This window comes from Pseudomonas sp. ASL9 (assembly GCF_056680335.1).
The window spans coordinates 4846508-4868681 of record NZ_CM155277.1 but is presented as its reverse complement, the minus strand read 5'-3'; the positions used below and the strand labels follow the sequence as shown (position 1 = coordinate 4868681).

General features: G+C 58.0%; 11 protein-coding genes. 4 read left to right on the top strand and 7 right to left on the bottom strand.

Going from position 1 to position 22174, the window contains the following annotated elements; genetic code table 11:
* Positions 1-205: 205 nt before the first annotated feature.
* The gene (locus AC1ME2_RS22410) at positions 206-10801 is read left to right on the top strand and encodes a beta strand repeat-containing protein (RefSeq protein WP_480436870.1); all 10596 of its coding nucleotides are present in this window, start codon (positions 206-208) and stop codon (positions 10799-10801) included.
* A gap of 119 nt (positions 10802-10920) precedes the next feature.
* The gene (locus tag AC1ME2_RS22405) at positions 10921-13443 is read left to right on the top strand and encodes an O-linked N-acetylglucosamine transferase family protein (RefSeq protein ID WP_480436869.1); all 2523 of its coding nucleotides are present in this window, start codon (positions 10921-10923) and stop codon (positions 13441-13443) included.
* A gap of 254 nt (positions 13444-13697) precedes the next feature.
* Here the strand turns inward: AC1ME2_RS22405 and AC1ME2_RS22400 are convergent, their stop codons facing one another.
* From AC1ME2_RS22400 to AC1ME2_RS22370, 7 genes are all read right to left on the bottom strand, one after another.
* Positions 13698-15509: a flagellar hook-basal body complex protein gene (locus tag AC1ME2_RS22400; RefSeq protein WP_480436867.1), complete on the bottom strand. Its 1812-nt coding sequence runs from the start codon at positions 15507-15509 to the stop codon at positions 13698-13700.
* A gap of 322 nt (positions 15510-15831) precedes the next feature.
* Positions 15832-17145 (bottom strand): flagellar hook protein FlgE, encoded by a 1314-nt coding sequence (gene flgE, locus AC1ME2_RS22395; protein ID WP_480436866.1) that lies wholly within the window; start codon positions 17143-17145, stop codon positions 15832-15834.
* A 28-nt stretch (positions 17146-17173) separates the two neighbouring features.
* Positions 17174-17884, bottom strand: coding sequence for a flagellar hook assembly protein FlgD (gene flgD / locus AC1ME2_RS22390; protein ID WP_480436865.1), 711 nt, complete (start codon positions 17882-17884; stop codon positions 17174-17176).
* 15 nt (positions 17885-17899) lie between these two features.
* Positions 17900-18343 (bottom strand): flagellar basal body rod protein FlgC, encoded by a 444-nt coding sequence (gene flgC, locus AC1ME2_RS22385; RefSeq protein ID WP_480436862.1) that lies wholly within the window; start codon positions 18341-18343, stop codon positions 17900-17902.
* Between the two features lie 3 nt (positions 18344-18346).
* Positions 18347-18754: a flagellar basal body rod protein FlgB gene (gene flgB, locus AC1ME2_RS22380; RefSeq protein WP_480436859.1), complete on the bottom strand. Its 408-nt coding sequence runs from the start codon at positions 18752-18754 to the stop codon at positions 18347-18349.
* A gap of 266 nt (positions 18755-19020) precedes the next feature.
* The gene (cheR, locus tag AC1ME2_RS22375) at positions 19021-19848 is read right to left on the bottom strand and encodes a protein-glutamate O-methyltransferase CheR (protein ID WP_449636305.1); all 828 of its coding nucleotides are present in this window, start codon (positions 19846-19848) and stop codon (positions 19021-19023) included.
* 54 nt (positions 19849-19902) lie between these two features.
* The gene (locus tag AC1ME2_RS22370) at positions 19903-20832 is read right to left on the bottom strand and encodes a chemotaxis protein CheV (protein ID WP_480436855.1); all 930 of its coding nucleotides are present in this window, start codon (positions 20830-20832) and stop codon (positions 19903-19905) included.
* A gap of 80 nt (positions 20833-20912) precedes the next feature.
* Here AC1ME2_RS22370 and flgA point away from each other — a divergent pair, with 80 nt between their 5' ends.
* Complete coding sequence (gene flgA, locus AC1ME2_RS22365) at positions 20913-21674, top strand: flagellar basal body P-ring formation chaperone FlgA (protein WP_480442283.1); 762 nt, start codon at positions 20913-20915, stop codon at positions 21672-21674.
* A gap of 140 nt (positions 21675-21814) precedes the next feature.
* On the top strand, positions 21815-22138 hold the full coding sequence (gene flgM, locus AC1ME2_RS22360; RefSeq protein ID WP_480436851.1) for a flagellar biosynthesis anti-sigma factor FlgM: 324 nt from the start codon (positions 21815-21817) through the stop codon (positions 22136-22138).
* The last annotated feature ends 36 nt before the right edge of the window (positions 22139-22174 follow it).

Genomic DNA, 22174 nt, shown 5'->3' with positions numbered 1-22174 from the left:
GTCGAGCATTTCCACTCGAAATGTTTATGCGAGTTTGCACGCCACTCGCAGGTAATCTCATGCAGCTGCCCTTGGCTATAGAACCTGATCGCCAGAGCCTTTGGACAGGCACTGACGATCACGGCTAGGTATCGCACTCAGCGCCTGCAACCACCCTTCACCTTCCCTTTATTCCTGATTTTCGAGCTTTTTAGGAGTTGCAAAGATGGCAGCAATTACTTCAACGACAACCGCCGCCCAAATTGCCTCGGCCACGGTTACCGAGATTAATACGTACACACTGGCTCTTCTGACGCAGGCCCAGTTTGCAGGTTTGACCGCAGCTCAGATCAGCCACCTCGACTTTACCGGCTTGACCGATCAAATTGGCTGGATGTCTAAAACCCAGACTGCCTCACTGACGGCCAGTCAGGTTTCGGCGCTTGGCACTGACCAGATTGCTGCACTGACCACCGCCAACATCACCGGCCTGACCACCGACCAGGTGAAGGCATTGACCTCCACCCAAGTGGCCGCGATTGAAACTGCCGACCTGGCCAAGCTCAGCGTCGTCCAGATTGCCGCGTTGACCACCGCCAACATTGCCGGCCTGACCTCCACGCAAGTAAGTACGCTGACTGCCGCCCAAGTGGCCGCGATCACTGCAACGGATCTGGCGACCCTCACTACCGACCAGATTGTTGCGCTGACCACCGCCAACATCACCGGTCTGACTGCGGCGCAGATGAAGGCATTGACCTCCACCCAAGTGGGCGCAATCGAGACGGCCGACCTGGCCAAACTTAGCGCAGTCCAAGTGGGTGCGATCGATACCGCCGACCTGGCTGCCCTGACGACCGATAAAATTGCTGCACTGACCACCGCCAACATCACCGGCCTGACCGTCGAACAGATCAAGGCTTTGACCTCGAGTCAAGTGGCGGCGATCACTACGGCCGATCTGGTCAAACTCAGCGTCGCCCAGATTGCCGCGCTGACCACCGCCAACATCGCAGGACTGACCACCGCACAAGTAAGCGCGCTGAGTGCCACCCAAGTAGCCGCGATCACCAAGGCTGATCTGGCGACCTTCACCACCGATCAGATTGCTGCGCTGACCACCGCCAACATCGCGGGCCTGACCACCGACCAGGTGAAGGCATTGACCTCCACCCAAGTGACGGCAATCGAAACCGCCGACCTGGCCAAGCTCAGCGTCCTGCAGATTGCTGCGCTGACCGCCACTAACATCGCTGGCCTGAGCACCGCACAGGTCGCCACGCTGACTGCCGCCCAGGTGGCCGCAATCACCTTGGCAGATTTGGCGACCTTCACCACTGACCAGATTGCTGCGCTGACCACCGCCAACATCACCGGTCTGACCACGGCACAGATGAAAGCGTTGACCTCCACCCAAGTGGGCGCAATCGAGACGGCCGACCTGGCCAAGCTCACCGCTGCCCAGGTAGGTGCGATCGAGACAGCCGATCTGGCCGCACTCACCACCGACAAAATTGCCGCACTGACCGCCGCCAGCATCACTGGCCTCACCGCCGACCAGGTGAAGGCATTGACCTCCACCCAAGTGGCCGCGATCACCACGGTCGACCTGGTCAAACTCAGCGTCGCCCAGATTGCGGCACTGACCACCGCCAACATCGCCGGCCTGACCTCCGCTCAAGTGGGCGCGCTGACTGCAGCACAAGTGGCCGCGATCACCAAGGCTGATCTGGCGACCTTCACGACCGACCAGATTGCCGCACTGACCACCGCCAACATCACTGGCCTCACCACTGACCAGGTGAAGGCCTTGACCTCCACCCAAGTGGCGGCGATTGAAACTGCCGACCTGGCCAAGCTCAGCGCCGTACAGATTGCCGCGCTGACCACCGCCAACATCGCGGGCCTCACCACAGCACAAGTCGCCACGCTGACTTCCGCCCAAGTGGCGGCGATCACCCTGGCGGATCTGGCGTCGCTCACGACCGACCAGATTATCGCGTTGACCACCGCCAACATTACCGGTCTGACCACCGCGCAGATGAAAGCGTTGACCTCGACCCAAGTGGGCGCAATCGAGACGGCCGACCTGGCCCGGCTCAGCGCAACCCAAGTGGGTGCGATCGATACCGCCGACCTGGCTGCCCTGACGACCGATAAAATTGCTGCGCTGACCACCGCCAACATCACTGGCCTCACAACCGACCAAGTGAAAGCCTTGAGCTCGACTCAAGTAGCGGCGATCACTACCGCCGATCTGGCCAAACTCAGCGTCCTCCAGATTGCCGCGCTGACCACCACCAACATCGCCGGCCTGACTGCCGCTCAAGTGAGCGCTCTGAGTGCAGCCCAAGTAGCCGCGATCACCAAGGCTGATCTGGCGACCTTCACCACCGACCAGATTGCTGCGCTGACCACCGCCAACATCGCCGGCCTGACCACCGAGCAGGTGAAGGCCCTGACCTCTATCCAAGTGGCCGCGATCGGAACTGCCGACCTGACCAAGCTCAGCGTCGCCCAGATTGCCGCGCTCACCACCGCCAACATCGCTGGCCTGACCACCGCGCAAGTCGCCGCCTTGAACTCGACCCAAGTGGCCGCGATCACCCTGGCGGACCTGGCGTCGCTCACGACCGACCAGATTGTCGCGTTGACCACCGCCAATATCACTGGCCTGACCACGGCACAGATGAAGGCCTTGACCTCGACTCAGGTGGGCGCAATCGAGACGGCCGACCTGGCCAAACTCAGCGCGGCCCAAGTGGGTGCGATCGATACCGCTGACCTGGCTGCCCTGACCACCGATAAAATTGCTGCACTGACCACCGCCAACATCGCCGGCCTGACCTCCGAGCAGGTGAAGGCATTGACCTCGACTCAAGTGGCTGCGATCACCACGGCCGATCTGGTCAAACTCAGCGTCGCCCAGATTGCGGCACTGACCACCGCCAACATCGCCGGCCTGACCTCCGCTCAAGTGGGCGCACTAACTGCAGCACAAGTGGCTGCAATCACCAAGGCTGACCTGGCGACCTTCACTACCGACCAGATCGCCGCGCTGACCACCGCCAACATCACTGGCCTGACCACCGACCAAGTGAAGGCATTGACCTCAACCCAAGTGGCCGCGATCGGAACCGCCGACCTGGCCAAGCTCAGCATCTTCCAGGTTGCCGCGCTGACCACTGCCAATATCGCTGGCCTGACCACCGCGCAAGTGGGCGCACTGACTACAGCCCAAGTGGCCGCGATCACCGCGGCGGATCTGGCAGCGCTCTCGACCGACCAGATTGTCGCGCTGACCACTGCCAACATCGTTGGCCTGACCACCGCGCAGATGAAGGCCTTGACCTCGACCCAAGTGGGCGCAATCACTACGGCCGACCTGGCTAAGCTCAGCGCTGCTCAGGTGAGTGCAATCGACACAGCCGACCTGGCTGCTCTGACGACCGATAAAATTGCCGCACTGACCACCGCCAACATCTCTGGCCTGACCACGGCGCAGATAAAAGCCTTGACCTCAACTCAGGTGGGCGCGATCACCACGGCCGATCTGGCTAAGCTAAGCGCCGACCAGCTTGCCGCACTGACCACCGCCAACATCGCCGGCCTGACCACTACACAAGTGGCTGCTTTGAGTTCGACCCAAGTGGCCGCGATCACCACGGTTGATCTGGCGACGCTCACTACCGATCAGATTGCCGCACTGACCACCGCCAACATTGCTGGTCTGACTACAGCGCAGATGAAAGCCTTGACCTCGACTCAGGTGGGCGCGATCGGCACAACTGATTTGGCCAAACTCAGCGCCGCCCAAGTGGGTGCAATCGAGACAGCCGACCTGGCTGCCCTGACGACCGATAAAATTGCCGCGCTGACAACCGCCAACATCCTTGGCCTGACTGCCGCGCAAGTGGGTGCCTTGACCTCGACCCAAGTGGCTGCAATCACCACAGCCGATCTGGTCAAACTCAGCGTCACCCAGATTGCTGCATTGACCACCGCCAACATCGCCGGTTTGACTGCCGATCAGGTAGGTGCCTTGAGTACGGCCCAAGTGGCCGCGATCACCACGGCCGATCTGGCGACGCTCTCGACAGACCAGATTGTGGCGCTGACCACCGCCAACATTGCCGGTCTGACCACGGCACAGATGAAAGCCTTGACCTCGACGCAGGTGGGCGCGATCGAAGCGACTGATCTGGCCAAACTCAGCTCTACCCAGATAGGTGCGATCGAGACAGCCGATCTGGCTGCACTCACCACCGATAAAATTGCCGCGCTGACCACCGCCAATATCGCTGGCCTGACCGCCGCGCAAATCGCCGCCTTGAGCTCGACCCAAGTGGGCGCGATCGAGACAGCCGACCTGAGCAAACTCAGCACCGCCCAGATTGCAGCGCTGACCACCGCCAACATCATTGGCCTGAGCGCCGATCAAATAGGGGCTTTGACTTCGGCCCAGGTGGGTGCCATCGGCACTGCTGACCTGACCAAGCTCGGCACCGCCCAGATTGCCGCGCTGACCACCGCCAACGTCGCCGGCCTGACCGCCGCCCAAGTGGCCGCCTTGAGCTCGACTCAGGTGGGCGCTATCGAGGTGGCCGATCTGGCCAAATTCAGCGCAGCCCAAGTCGGCGCAATTATCACTGCTGACATCGCCGCGCTCAGCGCCGACCAGATCGCTGGCCTGACCACCGCCAACATCACCGGTCTGACCATCGCGCAAGTGGCTGCCTTGTCCTCGACCCAAGTGGCCGCGATCGAGACAGCTGACCTGAGCAAGCTCAGTGCCGCCCAGATTGCCGCGCTGACCACCGCCAACATCACCGGCCTGACTGCCGCGCAAGTGGGTGCATTGACCTCGGCCCAGGTGGCCGCGATCGGCACTGCCGACCTGGCCAAGCTCGGCGTCGACCAGATCGCCGGCCTGAGCACCGCCAACATCATTGGTTTGACCGCCGCGCAAGTGGCTGCCTTGAGCTCGACCCAGGTGGCCGCGATCGAGACAGCTGACCTGAGCAAGCTCAGCACCGCCCAGATTGCCGCACTGACCACTGACAACATCGTCGGCCTGAGCGCCGATCAAATCGGCGCCTTGACCTCGGCCCAGGTGGGTGCAATCGGCACTGCTGACCTGACCAAGCTCGGTACCGCCCAGATTGCCGCGCTGACCACCGCCAACGTCGCCGGCCTGACCGCCGCCCAAGTGGCCGCTTTGAGCTCGACTCAGGTGGGTGCTATCGAGGTGGCCGATCTGGCCAAGTTCAGCGCAGCCCAAGTCGGCGCAATCATCACTGCTGATCTGGCTGCGCTCAGCGCCGACCAGATCGCCGCGCTGACCACCGCCAACATCACTGGCCTGACCACCGCCCAAGTGGCTGCCTTGTCCTCGACCCAGGTGGGCTCGATCACCAAAGTCGATCTGGCAACCCTGACTACCGCTCAGATTGCTGCACTGACCACCGCCAACATCATCGGACTGACCGCCGATCAGATGGGGGCCTTGACTTCGGCCCAAGTGGGTTCGATCGGCACGGCCGACCTGGCCAAGCTCGGCGTCGACCAGATTGCCGGCCTGAGCACCGCCAACATCGCCGGCCTGACCGCCGGCCAAGTCGCTGCTTTGAGCTCGACCCAAGTGGCCGCGATCGAAACAGCCGACCTGAGCAAGCTCAGCACCGCCCAGATTGCCGCACTGACCACTGACAACATCGTCGGCCTGAGCGCCGATCAAATCGGCGCCTTGACCTCGGCCCAGGTGGGTGCAATCGGCACTGCTGACCTGACCAAGCTCGGTACCGCCCAGATTGCCGCACTGACCACCGCCAATATCGCCGGCCTGACCACCGCGCAAATCGCCGCATTGAGCTCGACTCAGGTGGGTGCGATCGAAGCGACTGATCTGGCCAAATTCAGCTCAGCCCAAATCGGCGCAATCATCACTGCTGACCTAGCCGCGCTCACCGCCGACCAGATTGCCGCGCTGACCACCGCCAACATCGCTGGCCTGACAACCGCCCAAGTGGCTGCCTTGTCCTCGGATCAGGTGGGTTCGATCACCAAAGTCGATCTGGCGACCCTGACTACTGCTCAGATTGCGGCGCTGACCACTGCCAACATCGTCGGCCTGACCGCCGATCAAATCAGTGCATTGACCTCGGCCCAGGTGGGTTCGATCGGCACGGCCGACCTGGCCAAGCTCGGCATCGACCAGATTGCCGGCCTGAGCACCGCCAACATCATTGGCCTGACTACCGCGCAAGTCGCTGCGTTGAGCTCGACCCAAGTGGGCGCGATCGGGAACGCTGATCTGAGCAAGCTCAGCACCGCCCAGATCGTCGCACTGACCACCGCCAACATCGTCGGCCTAACCGTCGATCAGATGGGTGCATTGACTTCAGCCCAGGTAGGTGCAATCGAGACGGCCGATCTGGCCAAGCTCGGCACCGCCCAGATTGATGCATTGACCACCGCCAACATCATTGGTCTGACCACCGCGCAAATCGCCTCTTTGAGCTCGACTCAGGTGGGTGCGATCGAAGCCGCGAATGTGGCCAAACTCAGCTCGGCCCAGGTGGGCGCAATCATCACCGCTGATCTGGCCGCACTGACCGCCGACCAGATTGCTGCGCTGACCACTGCTAACATTGCCGGACTGACCACCGCGCAAGTGACTGCCTTGTCCTCGACCCAAGTGGGCGAGATCGAGACCGCCGATCTGGCCAAACTCAGCACGGCCCAGATTGCCGCGCTGAGCACCGCCAACATCGCAGGTCTGACTGCCGATCAGATGGGTGCCTTGACCTCGGCCCAGGTGGCCGCGATCGTAACCGCCGACCTGATCAAGCTCAGCACCGACCAGATTGCCGGCCTGAGCACCGCCAACATCCTCGGCCTGACGACCGATCAGATGGGTGCCTTGACATCGGCCCAGGTAGGCGCGATCACGGACGCTGATCTGATCAAACTCAGCACCGCCCAGATCGTCGCACTGACCACCGCCAACATCGTCGGTTTGACCGTCGATCAAATGGCTACCTTGACTTCAGCCCAGGTAGGTGCAATCGAGACGGCCGATCTGGCCAAGCTCGGCACCGCCCAGATTGACGCACTGAGCACCGCCAACATCATCGGTCTGACCACCGCGCAAATCGCCTCTTTGAGCTCGACTCAGGTGGGCGCAATCGAAGCCGCGAATGTGGCCAAACTCAGCTCGGCCCAGGTGGGCGCAATCATCACTGCTGATCTGGCCGCACTGACCGCCGACCAGATTGCTGCGCTGACCACTGCCAACATCGCCGGACTGACCACCGCGCAAGTGACTGCCTTGTCCTCGACTCAAGTGGGCGAGATCCAGACCGCCGATCTGGCCGCGCTCAGCACGGCCCAGATTGCCGCGCTGAGCACCGCCAACATCGCGGGTCTGACTGCCGATCAGATGGGTGCCTTGACCTCGGCCCAGGTGGCCGCGATCGTAACCGCCGACCTGATCAAGCTCAGCACCGACCAGATTGCCGGCCTGAGCACCGCCAACATCCTCGGCCTGACGACCGATCAGATGGGTGCCTTGACATCGGCCCAGGTAGGCGCGATCACGGACGCTGATCTGATCAAACTCAGCACCGCCCAGATCGTCGCACTGACCACCGCCAACATCGTCGGCCTGACTGTCGATCAAATGGCTACCTTGACCTCAGCCCAGGTAGGTGCAATCGAGACGGCCGATCTGGCCAAGCTCGGCACCGCCCAGATTGACGCACTGAGCACCGCCAACATCATCGGTCTGACCACCGCGCAAATCGCCTCCTTGAGCTCGACTCAGGTGGGCGCGATCGAAGCCGCGAATGTGGCCAAACTCAGCTCGGCCCAGGTGGGCGCAATCATCACCGCTGATCTGGCCGCACTGACCGCCGACCAGATTGCCGCGCTGACCACTGCCAACATCGTCGGTCTGACCACCGCGCAAGTGACTGCCTTGTCCTCGACCCAAGTGGGCGAGATCGAGACCGTCGATCTGGCCAAACTCAGCACGGCCCAGATTGCCGCGCTGAGCACCGCCAACATCGCGGGTCTGACTGCCGATCAGATGGGTGCCTTGACCTCGGCCCAGGTGGCCGCGATCGTAACCGCCGACCTGATCAAGCTCAGCACCGACCAGATTGCCGGCCTGAGCACCGCCAACATCCTCGGCCTGACGACCGATCAGATGGGTGCCTTGACATCGGCCCAGGTAGGCGCGATCACGGACGCTGATCTGATCAAACTCAGCACCGCCCAGATCGTCGCACTGACCACCGCCAACATCGTCGGTTTGACCGTCGATCAAATGGGTACCTTGACTTCAGCCCAGGTAGGTGCAATCGAGACGGCCGATCTGGCCAAGCTCGGCACCGCCCAGATTGACGCACTGAGCACCGCCAACATCATCGGTCTGACCACCGCGCAAATCGCCTCCTTGAGCTCGACTCAGGTGGGCGCGATCGAAGCCGCGAATGTGGCCAAACTCAGCTCGGCCCAGGTGGGCGCAATCATCACCGCTGATCTGGCCGCACTGACCGCAGACCAGATTGCTGCGCTAACCACTGCCAACATCGTCGGACTGACCACCGCGCAAGTGACTGCCTTGTCCTCGACCCAAGTGGGCGAGATAGAGACCGCCGATCTGGCCAAACTCAGCACGGCTCAGATTGCCGCACTGACCACCGCCAACATCGCGGGTCTGACTGCCGATCAGATGGGTGCCATGACCTCGGCCCAGGTGGCCGCGATCGTAACCGCCGACCTGGTCAAGCTCAGCACCGACCAGATTGCTGGCCTGAGCACCGCCAACATCCTCGGCCTGACGACCGATCAGATGGGTGCCTTGACATCGGCCCAGGTAGGCGCGATCACGGACGCTGATCTGATCAAACTCAGCACCGCCCAGATCGTCGCACTGACCACCGCCAACATCGTCGGTTTGACCGTCGATCAAATGGGTACCTTGACCTCGGCCCAGGTAGGTGCAATCGAGACGGCCGATCTGGCCAAGCTCGGCACCGCCCAGATTGACGCACTGAGCACCGCCAACATCATCGGTCTGACCACCGCGCAAATCGCCTCCTTGAGCTCGACTCAGGTGGGCGCGATCGAAGCCGCGAATGTGGCCAAACTCAGCTCGGCCCAGGTGGGCGCAATCATCACCGCTGATCTGGCCGCGCTCACCGCCGACCAGATTGCCGCGCTGACCACTGCCAACATCGTCGGTCTGACCACCGCGCAAGTGACTGCCTTGTCCTCGACCCAAGTGGGCGAGATAGAGACCGCCGATCTGGCCAAACTCAGCACGGCTCAGATTGCCGCACTGACCACCGCCAACATCGCGGGTCTGACTGCCGATCAGATGGGTGCCATGACCTCGGCCCAGGTGGCCGCGATCGTAACCGCCGACCTGGTCAAGCTCAGCACCGACCAGATTGCTGGCCTGAGCACCGCCAACATCCTCGGCCTGACGACCGATCAGATGGGTGCCTTGACATCGGCCCAGGTAGGCGCGATCACGGACGCTGATCTGATCAAACTCAGCACCGCCCAGATCGTCGCACTGACCACCGCCAACATCGTCGGTTTGACCGTCGATCAAATGGGTACCTTGACCTCGGCCCAAGTGGCCGCGATCGAAACTGCGGACCTGGTCAAGCTCGGCATCGCCCAGATTGCCGCGCTGACCACCGCCAACATCATCGGTCTGACTACCGGAGAAGTGGCCGCCTTGACCTCGGCCCAAGTGGGCGCTATCGAGGCGACCGATCTGGCCAAGTTCAGTGCAGCCCAGATAGGCGCAATCATCACCGCTGATATGGTCGCACTCACTACCGACCAGCTTGCCGGTCTGACCACCGCCAACATCACCGGCCTGACCACCGCGCAAATCGGCGCCTTGACTTCGGCCCAGGTGAGCGCATTCGAGAACGTTGACCTGGCGGTACTCACCACTGCCCAGATTGCCGGCCTGACCACCGCCAACGTCGTCGGCCTGACCCACGATCAAATCGGTGCCTTGACCTCGACCCAAGTGGGCGCTTTTGAGACAGTCGATCTGGTCAAGCTCAGCGTCGACCAGATTGCCGGCCTGACCGGCGCCAACATTATCGGCCTGACCACCGATCAAATGGGGGCCTTGACCTCGACCCAGGTGGGTGCAATCGAGACCGCCGATCTGGTCAAGCTCAGCCTCACCGAGATTGCTGGCCTGAGCACCGCCAACATCATCGGTCTGACCACCGATCAGGTAGGTGCCTTGACCACGGCTCAGGTGGGCGCAATCGAGACGGCCGATCTGGCCAAGTTCACCACCGCCCAGATTGACGCGCTGACCAATGCTCAACTGGGTGCGTTGACAACGACGCAGGTCGATGCGTTGACCACGGGGCAAATTGGAGCATTAACGGCTTCCGACATCGCTGCATTGGGCGTGAATGTGAGTGCGTTGTTGAATGACGCCACCCAGGCCGGCGCGCTCAAGGTTGCCCTGAGTGACACTCAGACAAGTGCCCTAACCTCGACGCAAGTGGGCATGCTCACGGTGCAAACGGTAGCAGCCTTGTCAACCGTCGCCATCCACAGCCTTACAACAGGACAGATGGACGGGATAACCTTTGCGCAGTTGAATGCGATGACATCAGCTCAACTCAATGCGCTTGACCAGACTCAGGTAGCGAGTTTGACTTCCGCTCAGGTGACAAGCGACGGCACGACAAGCGGGACGATGATCAGTCTGACAGGGGTTACCACCGCGCTGCATACATGGCTTCATGGCGTCAACAGCGAATACGTCTGACGCTACACGTCGGTGCCCGGCAGGCTGACTGCCGGGTACCCCTTCACTCTCCACGACACCGAGTTTAAGCTCGGTGTTTTTTTACCCGGATATCCGGGGTCAATCCGTGGACTTGTTAGATGAAAAAAACCCTGAAACAGATTCAATCATCCGTTGCCACCTTATTTGGCGAGGCCTCTGTCCTCAGCGAAGCGGGTGATAACGCCGGCGCCATGCAGGCATACCAGCAGTGGCTGACCAGCCATGGTGTATCGCCATTGGCCCATGCCGTACTGTTCAACCTTGGGGTCTTGCAGGTAGAGGCGGGTGAACTGATCGCTGCCGAGCACAGTTATCGCGAGGCTCTCAAGCGACAACCTGATTTTCTGCAAGCGGCTTTCAACCTGGGCACGACGCTGGAAAAGCAGCAACGTTTCGATGAAGCGCTGGAAAATTGGGATGTTCTTTTGGCGTTACCCAACGAGGTAAGCGGTGACAAACGCGACCTGCTGATTCTGGCGCTTAACAACAGAGGTCGACTGCTGGAGACGCGCAAGCGCTATAACGATGCTGAGGTGACCCTCACCCGTAGCCTGTTGCTCAAACCGGACCAACCCAATGTCATCCATCACTGGGTGAGTTTGCGCCAGAAACAGTGCAGCTGGCCTGTGCTGATTGAGTTACCAGGTTTGACACCCGCCGCAATTCTGAACGCAGCCTCAGCCTTGTCCATGCTTGACCTGTCCGATGATCCGGCACTGCAATTAAAGGCAGCCCAACGCTATATCGCCGAGAAAGTCACACCGGGCCTGGAACCGTTAGCCAATCCAGCCGGCTATGGTCACAAAAAATTACGGATAGGCTACCTGTCATCAGATTTCACCTTGCACCCGGTATCGATGCTGATCGTCGAGATGCTGGAGTTGCATGACCGTGAGCGTTTCGAGGTCTACGGTTTCTGCTGGAGCCCTAATGATGGTTCGGCCTTGCGCCAACGGGTCATCTCGGCACTGGATGTCCATGTGCTTATCGGTGATTTGTCGGATGAGGCGGCTGCCCAGCGCATCCGTGAAGCCGAAATCGATATCCTGGTGGACTTACAGGGACTGACGGCCGGCGCACGCATCAATATTCTGGCTCGTCGACCGGCCCCCATCCAGGTGGCCTATCTCGGCTTTCCGGGTACCAGCGGCATGCCGTTTATCGACTATATTCTGTGCGACCGGTATGTTTTACCCGAACAGGAACAGGCGTACTTCACCGAAAAACCGCTGTATCTACCGGAGGTTTTCCAGGTGAGCGATCGCCATCGCCTGGTCGCAAAGACTCCCAGCAGGGCCGAGTGTGGCCTGCCCGAAGATGCCTTCGTCTTTTGCGCCTTCAACAACAATCACAAATACACGCCGGAACTGTTCGAAGTCTGGATTAAAATCCTGCTCCGTGTGCCCGACAGTGTACTGTGGCTACTGGCCGACAATGCATCGGTCCAGTCCAATCTGCTGGCATTCTGCGCCGATCGCGGCATTGCAACAGAGCGACTGATCTTCGCATCACGGGTGCTTCCACCTGAGTACTTGGCTCGCTACTGTGTGGCAGATCTGTTTCTCGATTGCTTTCCCTTCAACGGTGGCACCACCGCCAACGATGCATTATGGATGGGGTTACCCATTCTGACTTGCTCGGGTCGAGCGTTCGCGTCGCGCATGGCAGGCAGTTTGCTGAGCAACCTGGGGCTGAATGAACTGGTGGTGAACAATTTTGAGCACTACGAGCATTTGGCGGTAGAGCTGGCGACCCAGCCTGCTCGCCTGGATCGTATTAAAACCCACTTGGTCGCTAACCGCGATAACAGCGCGCTGTTTCGCACGGATCATCAAGTACGCATGATTGATAACCTCTTTAGCCAGATTGCTGGTTTCAATATTGAGAATAATATGAAAGTCAAAGAAATCATCATTGATAACGAGCAGGCCAAGCAGTCGTCACCATTGAGCGCGGCGCCCCAAGATCCCGCCGCAACCCCAGAAAAAAAGACAACCAAGTCAAAGGTCAACAAGGCCCAAGCCAAGACCTTCCTTCACGTCGGCTGTGGGCCTCTGCGCAAAGAGTCTACGACCAAAGGTTTCAATTCCGGTGATTGGAATGAGCTGCGCCTCGATATTGATGAATCTGTCCAGCCAGATATTGTCGGAACGATGACCGATATGTCGCGGGTAGAGGACGCCTCTGTGGATGCTGTCTTCTCCAGCCACAATATTGAGCACCTCTTCCCGCACGAGGTACCACTGGCGCTGAATGAGTTCCTCCGCGTGCTTAATTCCGACGGCTTCGCGGTGATTACATGCCCGGACCTGAAGTCGGTGTGCGCTCTGGTTGCCGAAGATAAACTCACCGATCCTGCCTATCAGTCGGCTTCCGGTCCGATCGCACCTATCGATATCCTGTACGGTTATCGCTCGGCCATGGCCAAGGGTAATCTTTATATGGCGCATCGTTGCGGCTTCACAGAGAAGGTCTTGAACGGCACACTGCAAGCAGCTGGATTCGCGACGATCATAACCATCGCTCGCCCTGCTGCCTTTGATCTGTGGACCGTCGCAAGCAAAAGTCCGCGCAGTGAAGATGAGATGCGGGCCTTGGCCGCAGTACACTTTATCAAGTGAGGCATAGGGGAACTTCGCCAAGAAGATTCCCCTACGGACCATGCGGGTGTTAACCATCGGAGCTAACACCTACACTTTCAGCCCGGCTTTGCCGGGCTTACTGTTATGACTCAACCAAACGTTGACGCGTTCACTGGACACCTTACCGGCCCAACGATTGAGGATGAACAGGTTGGTGAGCGATTTCGTGCATAACATCTAATAAACGTACGGTAAGCCCCGACCCATTGGGGCCTACCCATAAATACCGCAGCTTACGTCGCCTGTATCAGCGTCTGCATCAGCGTCGCTTCTGTAGACAAGGCTTTGGAGTTGGCCTGATACGCTACTTGCGCCTGAATCAACTCCACAAGCTCATTGGTCAATTCGACGTTGGAGCCTTCAAGCGCACCCGAGACAATACTGCCCAATGTACCGACCTTGGGCGCATCCATAGTGGCGATACCCGAGGCATTTGTTTCCCGCCAATGGGTATGACTGCCCGGCTGCAAACCTTGCTCGTTAGCAAAGCTGGCGAGTGTGACCTGACCAATGTTTTTATGCAGCCCATTGGTGAAACCCGCTCTAAGGACCCCATTCATATCGACGCTGATGTTGTTGATATTGCCTGCCGCATGCCCGTCCTGCTGAGCTGAAACGCGCGCAGTCTCTGCGTTATGTTGGCTGAGCTTATTCAAATCAATGACGATACCGCCTGAACTGCCCCGAGCGCCGTTGGGTACCCACTTTTCGTTATGAGTAGCCCCATCAATCACCTTGGCAGGCACCCACCCCTTGAGGTTCAATGTCCGGTTCGCAACCTCAAGACCTTGACTGCCGGTCATTGATTGAACCGCGCCATAGGCATCGAAGGTTATGTGCGCGGAGGCTGGATCAGTTTTCTCCGGGTCCGCCGGGTTTCGACCATTGACCAGAACATGCATTTTCCAACTGTTCGTATCGTCCTTGACGAAGTATTGAGTCATCTCATGCTTGTTACCCAAGCTGTCATAGAGGGGGGTCGCGAACGACTTATTAAAGGTGGTGACATCGTTGGCGCCGAATACCGGAACACGCCGCGCCATCACGGCGTCTCCCTCATCCACTCCGCTGGTTGCCCCGTCACTTAAAGAAAGCACTATAGGGCCACTGTTTAACGCAGGACTCGCGGCCCAGACGCCATTGATTTGCTGGATAGGCTTCCAGCCAGCCAGGGTAAATTCTGTGTCCGATGTTTTTTTGATATGTTCGCCATCGCCCGCGGATAAGAGGCTGCCGTCCGGTTTTTTCGTCATCATTACCTTCAGCGGTGTGGTCGTGGTGTGGTCCACTGGGTTACGCCCATCAATGAGCGTGTACATCGCCCATTGGTTGGCGTCGGTTTTAACGAAATACTGCTTAAGCTCATGATCTGCAGGAGGAATGGCGGGCTTGGCCTGGACTAGCACTGTCTCGTTACCTTGCGCATCTTTGACCTTGACCTCCGCAACAGCGCCTACCCCGCTATCTTTAATGGTTCTATTGATCACTTTAGAATAGGTACCTGGATCATCCGGATTAAAAACCGGAAGTGCCGAGAGCGCGGGCTGAGAGGAATCCAGGTTCATCGTTTCGATGATTTCAGTGGTCGCTTTGGGCAGCATGTTAGCAGTATCGATCCTCAGGTCGGTGCGCACTCCGTTGACGACATTACCTTTGGCATTAACACCATAACCCTGCAGACGGTTACCTTCGTTATCAACGATATAATCGTTCTTATCCATTTTGAATGCACCGGCGCGGGTATAGCTAAGTGCGCCGTTATCGCTAACCACAAAAAAGCCTTTACCTTGTATACGCATGTCCAGAACCCCACCCGAACTGGAGTCGACGCCGCCCTGACTGAAGTTTTGCGAGACAGTGGCCAGACGTACACCATCACCGACCGCGTTGTGAGCGCTGCCCAGTTGCGCACTCGAATACAGGGCTGCGAACTCCGCTCGGGATGACTTGAAACCATGGGTACCCACGTTGGCGATATTATTACCGGCAACCTCAAGTCTTTTATGGGCAGCGTGCAGCCCACTCAGGGAAACATTGAATGACATAAACACTCCTGTGCCGTAGTGAACGGCGCTTTCGTTAATGCATTTTTTCGCAGTCGAACATTGCAGCCCAATATCACTTGAAGATCTGCATCGCCATTTTTTCTGCGTTATTTATTCTCGCATTATCGAAAGTAGGAATTTTCCGCATACATAGTAGGATTCAGCTATAACGTTTTTCCATCAACTTCATAACAGCGACTTACCTCTATCGAACTTACCCATGGCGGTACAACCCTATTAAATCAACATTGTTTTTATATAAACACTAAAAATAACGTAAAAAAAAGCCCCTTAAAAAGGGGCTTTGTTCAACGCATGTTTATCATGCCATTTGAATAATGGTCTGCATGATAGTGCTTTGAGTCGAAATAGTTTTCGCATTCGCCTGGTAGTTGCTTTGCGCCTTGATCAGATTGACCAATTCGCTGGTCAGATCGACGTTGGAATCTTCCAGGGCTTCACCGGTGAGGCTGCCCAGCGTGCCGGACTCCGGCGCGCCCGTGACAGGAACCCCTGAAGCATACGTCTCACGCCAACTGGTGCCCCCGGCTGGAGCCAAGCCCTGAACGTTGGCGAAGTTGGTCAACGACACTTGCCCGATGACCTTGGACTGGCCGTTGGTGTAGGTGGCGAACAGGTTACCCGTAGGGTCTACCGACATGGCCGACAACTGACCGGTTGCGTAGCCGTCCTGAGTTTTGGTGATCGCGCCCGACACCGAGTTGGTTTGGGTGGTCGCGAGCATGTCCAGTTTGACACCGCTCACTTTGGCCGCCGAACCGTTGCCCGCCCAGACCCCGGTGGTACCCACTTGTGCTGCCGGTATCCAGTTGTTCAGGGTGAAGGTGCTGTCAGCGTTGACGGTCAGATTACCCGTGGTAGCCAGCGTGGAAGTATCCAGCGAGCCGTCAGACTTGAAGGTCAGGTTCATCGAGTCAGCCACCGTACTCGTAGGATCAGACGCATTGCGACCGTCTACCAAGGTGTACATCGTCCAGGCATTGGTGCCCGTCTTGGCGAAATACTGGCTCATTGAATGCTCGTTGCCCTGACTGTCGTAGACCGGCGTGCTGAACGTGGTGGTGTAGCTGTTCACATCAGTCGGGTCGAACGTTGAAACAGTCGGCAGGGCCGATGAAGAGTTCAGGTTTGACGCGATGCTGATTGAGCCGGTCGGGCTCGGCGCCAAATTCGACGAATCGATTTTCAGGTCAGTCAAGACACCGTTCACCACACTGCCGGCGGCGTTAACGCCATACCCCTGCAGCTTGTTGCCGGAGGCGTCGACGACGTTACCATTCTTGTCAGGGTAGAACGCACCGGCGCGAGTGTAGAGTTTTTCGCCGTTATTACTGACCATGAAGAAACCGTTGCCGTTGATCGCCAAATCGAGGCTGCGGCCTGTACCCGTGGTCAAAGTGCCCTGCGTGAATTGCTGGGACACAGCGGCCGTGGTGACGCCGCTACCTGCAGTGGTACCGCCGGAAGTACCACGAATCGAAGCGGCGTACTGGTCTTGGAACTCGGTACGGGACGACTTGAAACCAGTGGTCGCAACGTTGGCAATGTTGTTGCCGGTAACGTCGAGACTTTTGTTTGCAGCATAGAGCCCACTGAGGCCGATATTGAATGACATGCTCAACTCCTTTGCCGTCTAGTCGGCTCTATATTCCGATTGTTTGTACTTTGGACAGGCCGACACTGCTACCGCCCGCGAGGTTGAGCGTCATTTCTGCACCGCTGACCCCCATTGTCACGCTGTTGACGGTGGCTGGCAGATAGGTGCTCAAAGCGGTGGCCGTACCACTGGCAGTGCCGGTAGCAACGAAACTGTAAGTGCCGGCTGCTGCAACTGTGCCGTCCCCGTTCTTGCCGTCCCAAGTAAAGCTGGTAGTACCCGCCGACTGCGCGCCAAGGTCGATAGTGTCGACCACGTTCCCATTCGCGTCGGAAATTTTGACCGTGGTCGACGAGTTCGAGCTAGGCACGACCACTGAACCGGTCAGACCTTTGGTGGTGTCTACCACTGCCGAGCCGCTTTCAACAATCACCGAACGCCCGACCAAAGAAGAGGCCTGCAGGGCTTGAGACGACTGGTAAGTACTGGCAATTGTATCAACCGTACTGGTCAGGTTTTGCATGCTCTCGAGACTGCTGAACTGAGCCAACTGAGAAACAAACTGCGTGTTGTCCTGCGGACTGAGAGGGTCTTGGTTCTTCATCTGCGTGACAAGCAGTTGCAGGAATGCATCTTTGCCCAGTGATGCGGTACCGGTTGTGCTGGCTGTGCTGGTAGAACTGGTGGAGCTGCTCGAACTTGCCGATTTCTGAAGCTGGTCCAGAACCGACTGGCCGACGTTACTAGTGGTTGTCATCGACTGCGCCTCTTATCACTGACCGAGAGTCAGGACCTTCTGCATCATGGTTTTGGCGGTGTTCATAATGTCCGCGTTGGTCTGAAACGAGCGGCTGGCAGAAATCATGTCGGCCATCTCGGAGACAACGTTGACGTTGGGGTAGTAGACATAACCGTTTTTGTCTGCCGATGGATGGTTTGGCTCATAACGAGCGTCAAGATTGCTCGGATCTTCAACAATACCGCTGACCTGAACGCCCTGACCGGCTTCACCCTGACTACCGAACAGGGAGCCGCTATCGCCGCTACTTTGCCCCTGGAGCACAGTGGCAAATACCGGGTGACGGCCACGGTAGGTTTGATCGACGCTCGACGAAACAGTCTCGGCGTTGGCAATGTTACTGGCCACGGTATTCAAACGCGTGGTTTGAGCACTCATGCCGCTGCCGGCAATGTTGAAAACATTTGCAAGGGACATGGATTACTCTCCACGCAGGGCTGATACCAGCCCTTTGAATTTGCTGTTGAGCAGGGTGAAGCTGGCTTGGAAACCAACGGCGTTCTGCGCGTAGCTGGCCTGTTCGACCTGCGTGTCGACGGTGTTCTGGTCCAACGAAGGTTGGCTCGGCGTGCGGTACAACAACGTCCCGTCTTCGCCACCCAGCCCCTCGGCATCGATGTGCCGACTATTAGTCGTTTTAAGACCGAAGGTGCCATTTTTGGTTTTATCGCTTTGCGCCGCAAGCACGGCCGAGAACTCAAGATCTCGCGCCTTGTAGTTCGGTGTGTCAGCGTTAGCAATGTTGTTGGCCAGGACTTCTGCACGCTGAGCGCGAAAGCCGAGGGCCTGCTCATGGATGCCTAGTGCTTTATCGAAGCTGATGCTCATGTCGGGAAACCTTTAGCGGCTGACCTGAATTTCGTATCAGGAACATAGCAATCAACGTGCCAGCTTCGCCGAGGCCGTAAATCGGGGGTTTGCGGGCGATACGGGGCGGCAATGACAGAAAAGCGGCAAAATATTTCCGCTATTCAGGGGGAAAGTGGCAAGCCAGGTGCCGTTTTATTGCCATTGCCGCCCCCCGTCCGAAGGGCCATAATGGTTTACCCGAGGCAAAAAAAGAGCCCCTAGGGTCTCTTTTTTTTGCGCAGCGATTACTTCGCCTGGTAAATGATCCCCGGGCTGCACTGGACCATCTGGTAATGGTCAGGCAAACCGTTGAGCGCTTCCGACGCGCCGAGGAACAGATAGCCGCCCGGCTTGAGCGTACTGTGGATACGCAACAAGATGTCTTTTTTCACTTCCGCCGAGAAGTAAATCAGCACGTTGCGGCAAAAAACGATGTCGAATTTGCCCAGGCTCGCATAACTGTCCAGCAGATTGAACGAACGAAACTCGACCCGACTCTTGATAGGCGCCTTGACGGCCCAACGACCTGCTTCCTTGGGATCGAAAAAGCGCTGCAGGCGCTCTTGGGAAAGGCCACGGCCTAGCGCCAGACTGTCATATTCGCCTGTCTTGCAGTTGTTCAACATCAAGCCCGAGAGGTCAGTGGCGATGATCTGCACCCCCTGCTTCAACTGACCGAGGTTGCTGCGCTCGAACTCGTCGATCGTCATCGATAACGAGTACGGTTCCTGACCCGAAGAACATGCCGCCGACCAGATGCGCAGGCGCTGGTTGGGACTGGCTTTTATCGCTTCAGGAAGCACTTTGTTCTTCATGACTTCGAACGGATAGGTGTCGCGAAACCAGAGCGTCTCGTTGGTGGTCATTGCATCCACAACCTGCTCGCGCAGACCACTCCGAGGCTGAGCCTGAATGCGCTGAATCAACTCCCCCAACGACTTGATGCCTTGTTGATCCATTAGCTTGTTGAGACGGCTGGAGACCAGGTACTGCTTATTCTCACCCAGCAAAATGCCACAGGCTTTTTCCAGGAAGACCCGGAACTGTTCGAAATCCAAATTACCTGTCGACAAAGAAACCGCCTTTTACACGCTTGCGTACAACCAGAGGGCGGCGCCCTCTGGCGATTATTTCACTGCCTTGATCCGCTCGACTACTCGAGCGGCCAGCTCATCAGGTCGAAACTTGGCAAGAAAGTCATCTGCGCCGACTTTCTTGACCATGGCCTGGTTGAACACACCCGACAACGAAGTATGCAGGATGATATGCATTTTTTGCATGCGCGGATCGTTGCGGATTGCCGCAGTCAAGGTATACCCATCCATTTCGGGCATTTCGATGTCTGAAATCATCATCAAAAATTCCTCTTCGGGCTTCTTACCCTCCGCGACCATGCGCTGCAGGTAATCCAAAGCCTGACGACCGTCGTTCAAGGCTACCACCTCAACCCCGACCGTCTGCAGGCAGCGCATCACCTGTTTGCGCGCAACCGACGAATCGTCGACCGTCAGTACCCGCAGCGTCAACGCCTTGGCCTGGGTCTCTGCATCGACGACACCCACGGAAATACTTTCCGGTGCCGGCGCCACTTCCGCGAGAATTTTCTCTACATCGATGATTTCGACCAGTTGATTATCCACTCGGGTGACTGCGGTCAAGTAATGATCGCGCCCCGTTCCCTTGGGCGGCGGATGGATCTCCTCCCAGTTCATATTGACGATGCGCTCCACCGAATGCACCAGAAAGCCCTGAATCTTGGTGTTGTACTCGGTGATGATGACGAAGGTGTCATTCACGCCCTGCACCAATGCTTTCGAGCCGGTGGCCATCCCAAGATCAATGATCGGAATGGTCGCCCCACGAATATTTGCAACGCCACGCACCACCGGGTTGGACTTAGGCATCACGGTCAGTTTGGGGCACTGCAGCACCTCCCTGACCTTGAACACATTGATCCCGTAGAGCTGCTGGCCGTTGAGACGGAACAACAACAACTCAAGACGGTTCTGCCCCACCAGTTGCGTGCGCTGGTTCACCGAATCCATTACACCAGCCATGCCCTGACTCCCAAACTGAAAGCTTCGACCCCACACTCACTAAAATGACTAAGCGGCACGGGGCTTGCTTTTTAACTGTTATGAATGCAAATACGACATTTTTCCGACGCGTGATATCTATTTCTCGCAGCTTACGCTGCGCGACAGTCGCTTTGTTGCTTTTCAGTAGCGGCCAATTCGCACGGGGCGAGCCTTTGAGCATGCCTGATCAGCTTATCGGCGTGACCCAGGGTTTTCTTGAATTCTCCGTAGAGGACTATCTGGCGACGACCCAGACCGAAGGCCGTTACCAAATCCAAGTCAACCAGCTCGACCCGCGCATGACTCTGACACAGTGCGACAAGGAATTGACAGCGAGTCTCGAAAGCCCTGCTCAGCCCATCGGGCGAGTGACCGTCAAGGTTCGTTGCGAAGGGTCACTACCCTGGACGGTGTATGTGCCTGCCCAGGTACATTTATTTCGCCAGGTCGTGATTGTCAAACGCCCGCTCAAGCGCGACGGCATCATTGGTGAAGATGATATATCCCTGAGCGAACGCGATATCAGTCAGATGTCCCAGGGCTACATCACATCGGTTGAAGAGGCGATAGGACAAAAAGTAACCCGTCAAATGATCAATGGGCAGATCATCACCCCGTTGCAGCTGGAACAGGCAGAACTCATACGCAAGGGCGACCAGGTCGTGATTACCGCCAAGAGCGGTACACTGGTGGTCCGCATGCCCGGCGAGGCATTGACCGATGGCGGCTTGAGTGAACAAATCAGGGTGCGGAACCTTAATTCGAAACGAGTGATCAAAGCTCGGGTAACAGCACCGGGGCAGGTAGAAGTAGCCTTGTGATAGTTGGCGTAATGAGGCGGAGTTTCCTAGACTGCCAAGCTGTGTATGGCAGCTTTTTCTCCTCTTCAAAACTCACCTAAAGTTTTCTTGTGTTTGGCCGAAAACATGGCAAGCGTCCAAACACCTAGAGGTTCTTAACCATGGTCATCGACTTCAGTCGTTTAAACAGTCCCCCCTCCGTGTCGACGGGTTCGCGTACCAGCAATGTCAAGGAGACCGGCACTGCCGCAGCCTCCACGAGCGCGAAAACCACCACCGAAACGGCCAACACGTCGAGCGGGGAAACCGTACACCTCAGTAACGAGGCGCAGCAGTTGCAGACTATCAGCGACAAGATCCGCAGTCAGCCTGTTGTCAACAGCGCCCGTGTGGCCGAGTTGAAACAAGCCGTTGCAGACGGCAGCTATAAAGTTGATAGCGGTCGCGTAGCCAGCAAGCTGCTTAATTTCGAAGCCCAGCGCTAGCCGAGGGCCTGCGCCAGGGCTTTTGGACGCCTAAAA

What these genes read in the sequence shown, in the direction of transcription:
- flgD (WP_480436865.1), bottom strand. Translation starts at nt 17,884, where the DNA reads ATGACAACCACTAGTAACGTCGGCCAGTCGGTTCTGGACCAGCTTCAG.
- flgC (WP_480436862.1), bottom strand. Translation starts at nt 18,343, where the DNA reads ATGTCCCTTGCAAATGTTTTCAACATTGCCGGCAGCGGCATGAGTGCT.
- flgM (WP_480436851.1), top strand. Translation starts at nt 21,815, where the DNA reads ATGGTCATCGACTTCAGTCGTTTAAACAGTCCCCCCTCCGTGTCGACG.
- flgB (WP_480436859.1), bottom strand. Translation starts at nt 18,754, where the DNA reads ATGAGCATCAGCTTCGATAAAGCACTAGGCATCCATGAGCAGGCCCTC.
- AC1ME2_RS22410 (WP_480436870.1), top strand. Translation starts at nt 206, where the DNA reads ATGGCAGCAATTACTTCAACGACAACCGCCGCCCAAATTGCCTCGGCC.
- AC1ME2_RS22405 (WP_480436869.1), top strand. Translation starts at nt 10,921, where the DNA reads ATGAAAAAAACCCTGAAACAGATTCAATCATCCGTTGCCACCTTATTT.
- AC1ME2_RS22400 (WP_480436867.1), bottom strand. Translation starts at nt 15,509, where the DNA reads ATGTCATTCAATGTTTCCCTGAGTGGGCTGCACGCTGCCCATAAAAGA.
- flgA (WP_480442283.1), top strand. Translation starts at nt 20,913, where the DNA reads ATGAATGCAAATACGACATTTTTCCGACGCGTGATATCTATTTCTCGC.
- flgE (WP_480436866.1), bottom strand. Translation starts at nt 17,145, where the DNA reads ATGTCATTCAATATCGGCCTCAGTGGGCTCTATGCTGCAAACAAAAGT.
- AC1ME2_RS22370 (WP_480436855.1), bottom strand. Translation starts at nt 20,832, where the DNA reads ATGGCTGGTGTAATGGATTCGGTGAACCAGCGCACGCAACTGGTGGGG.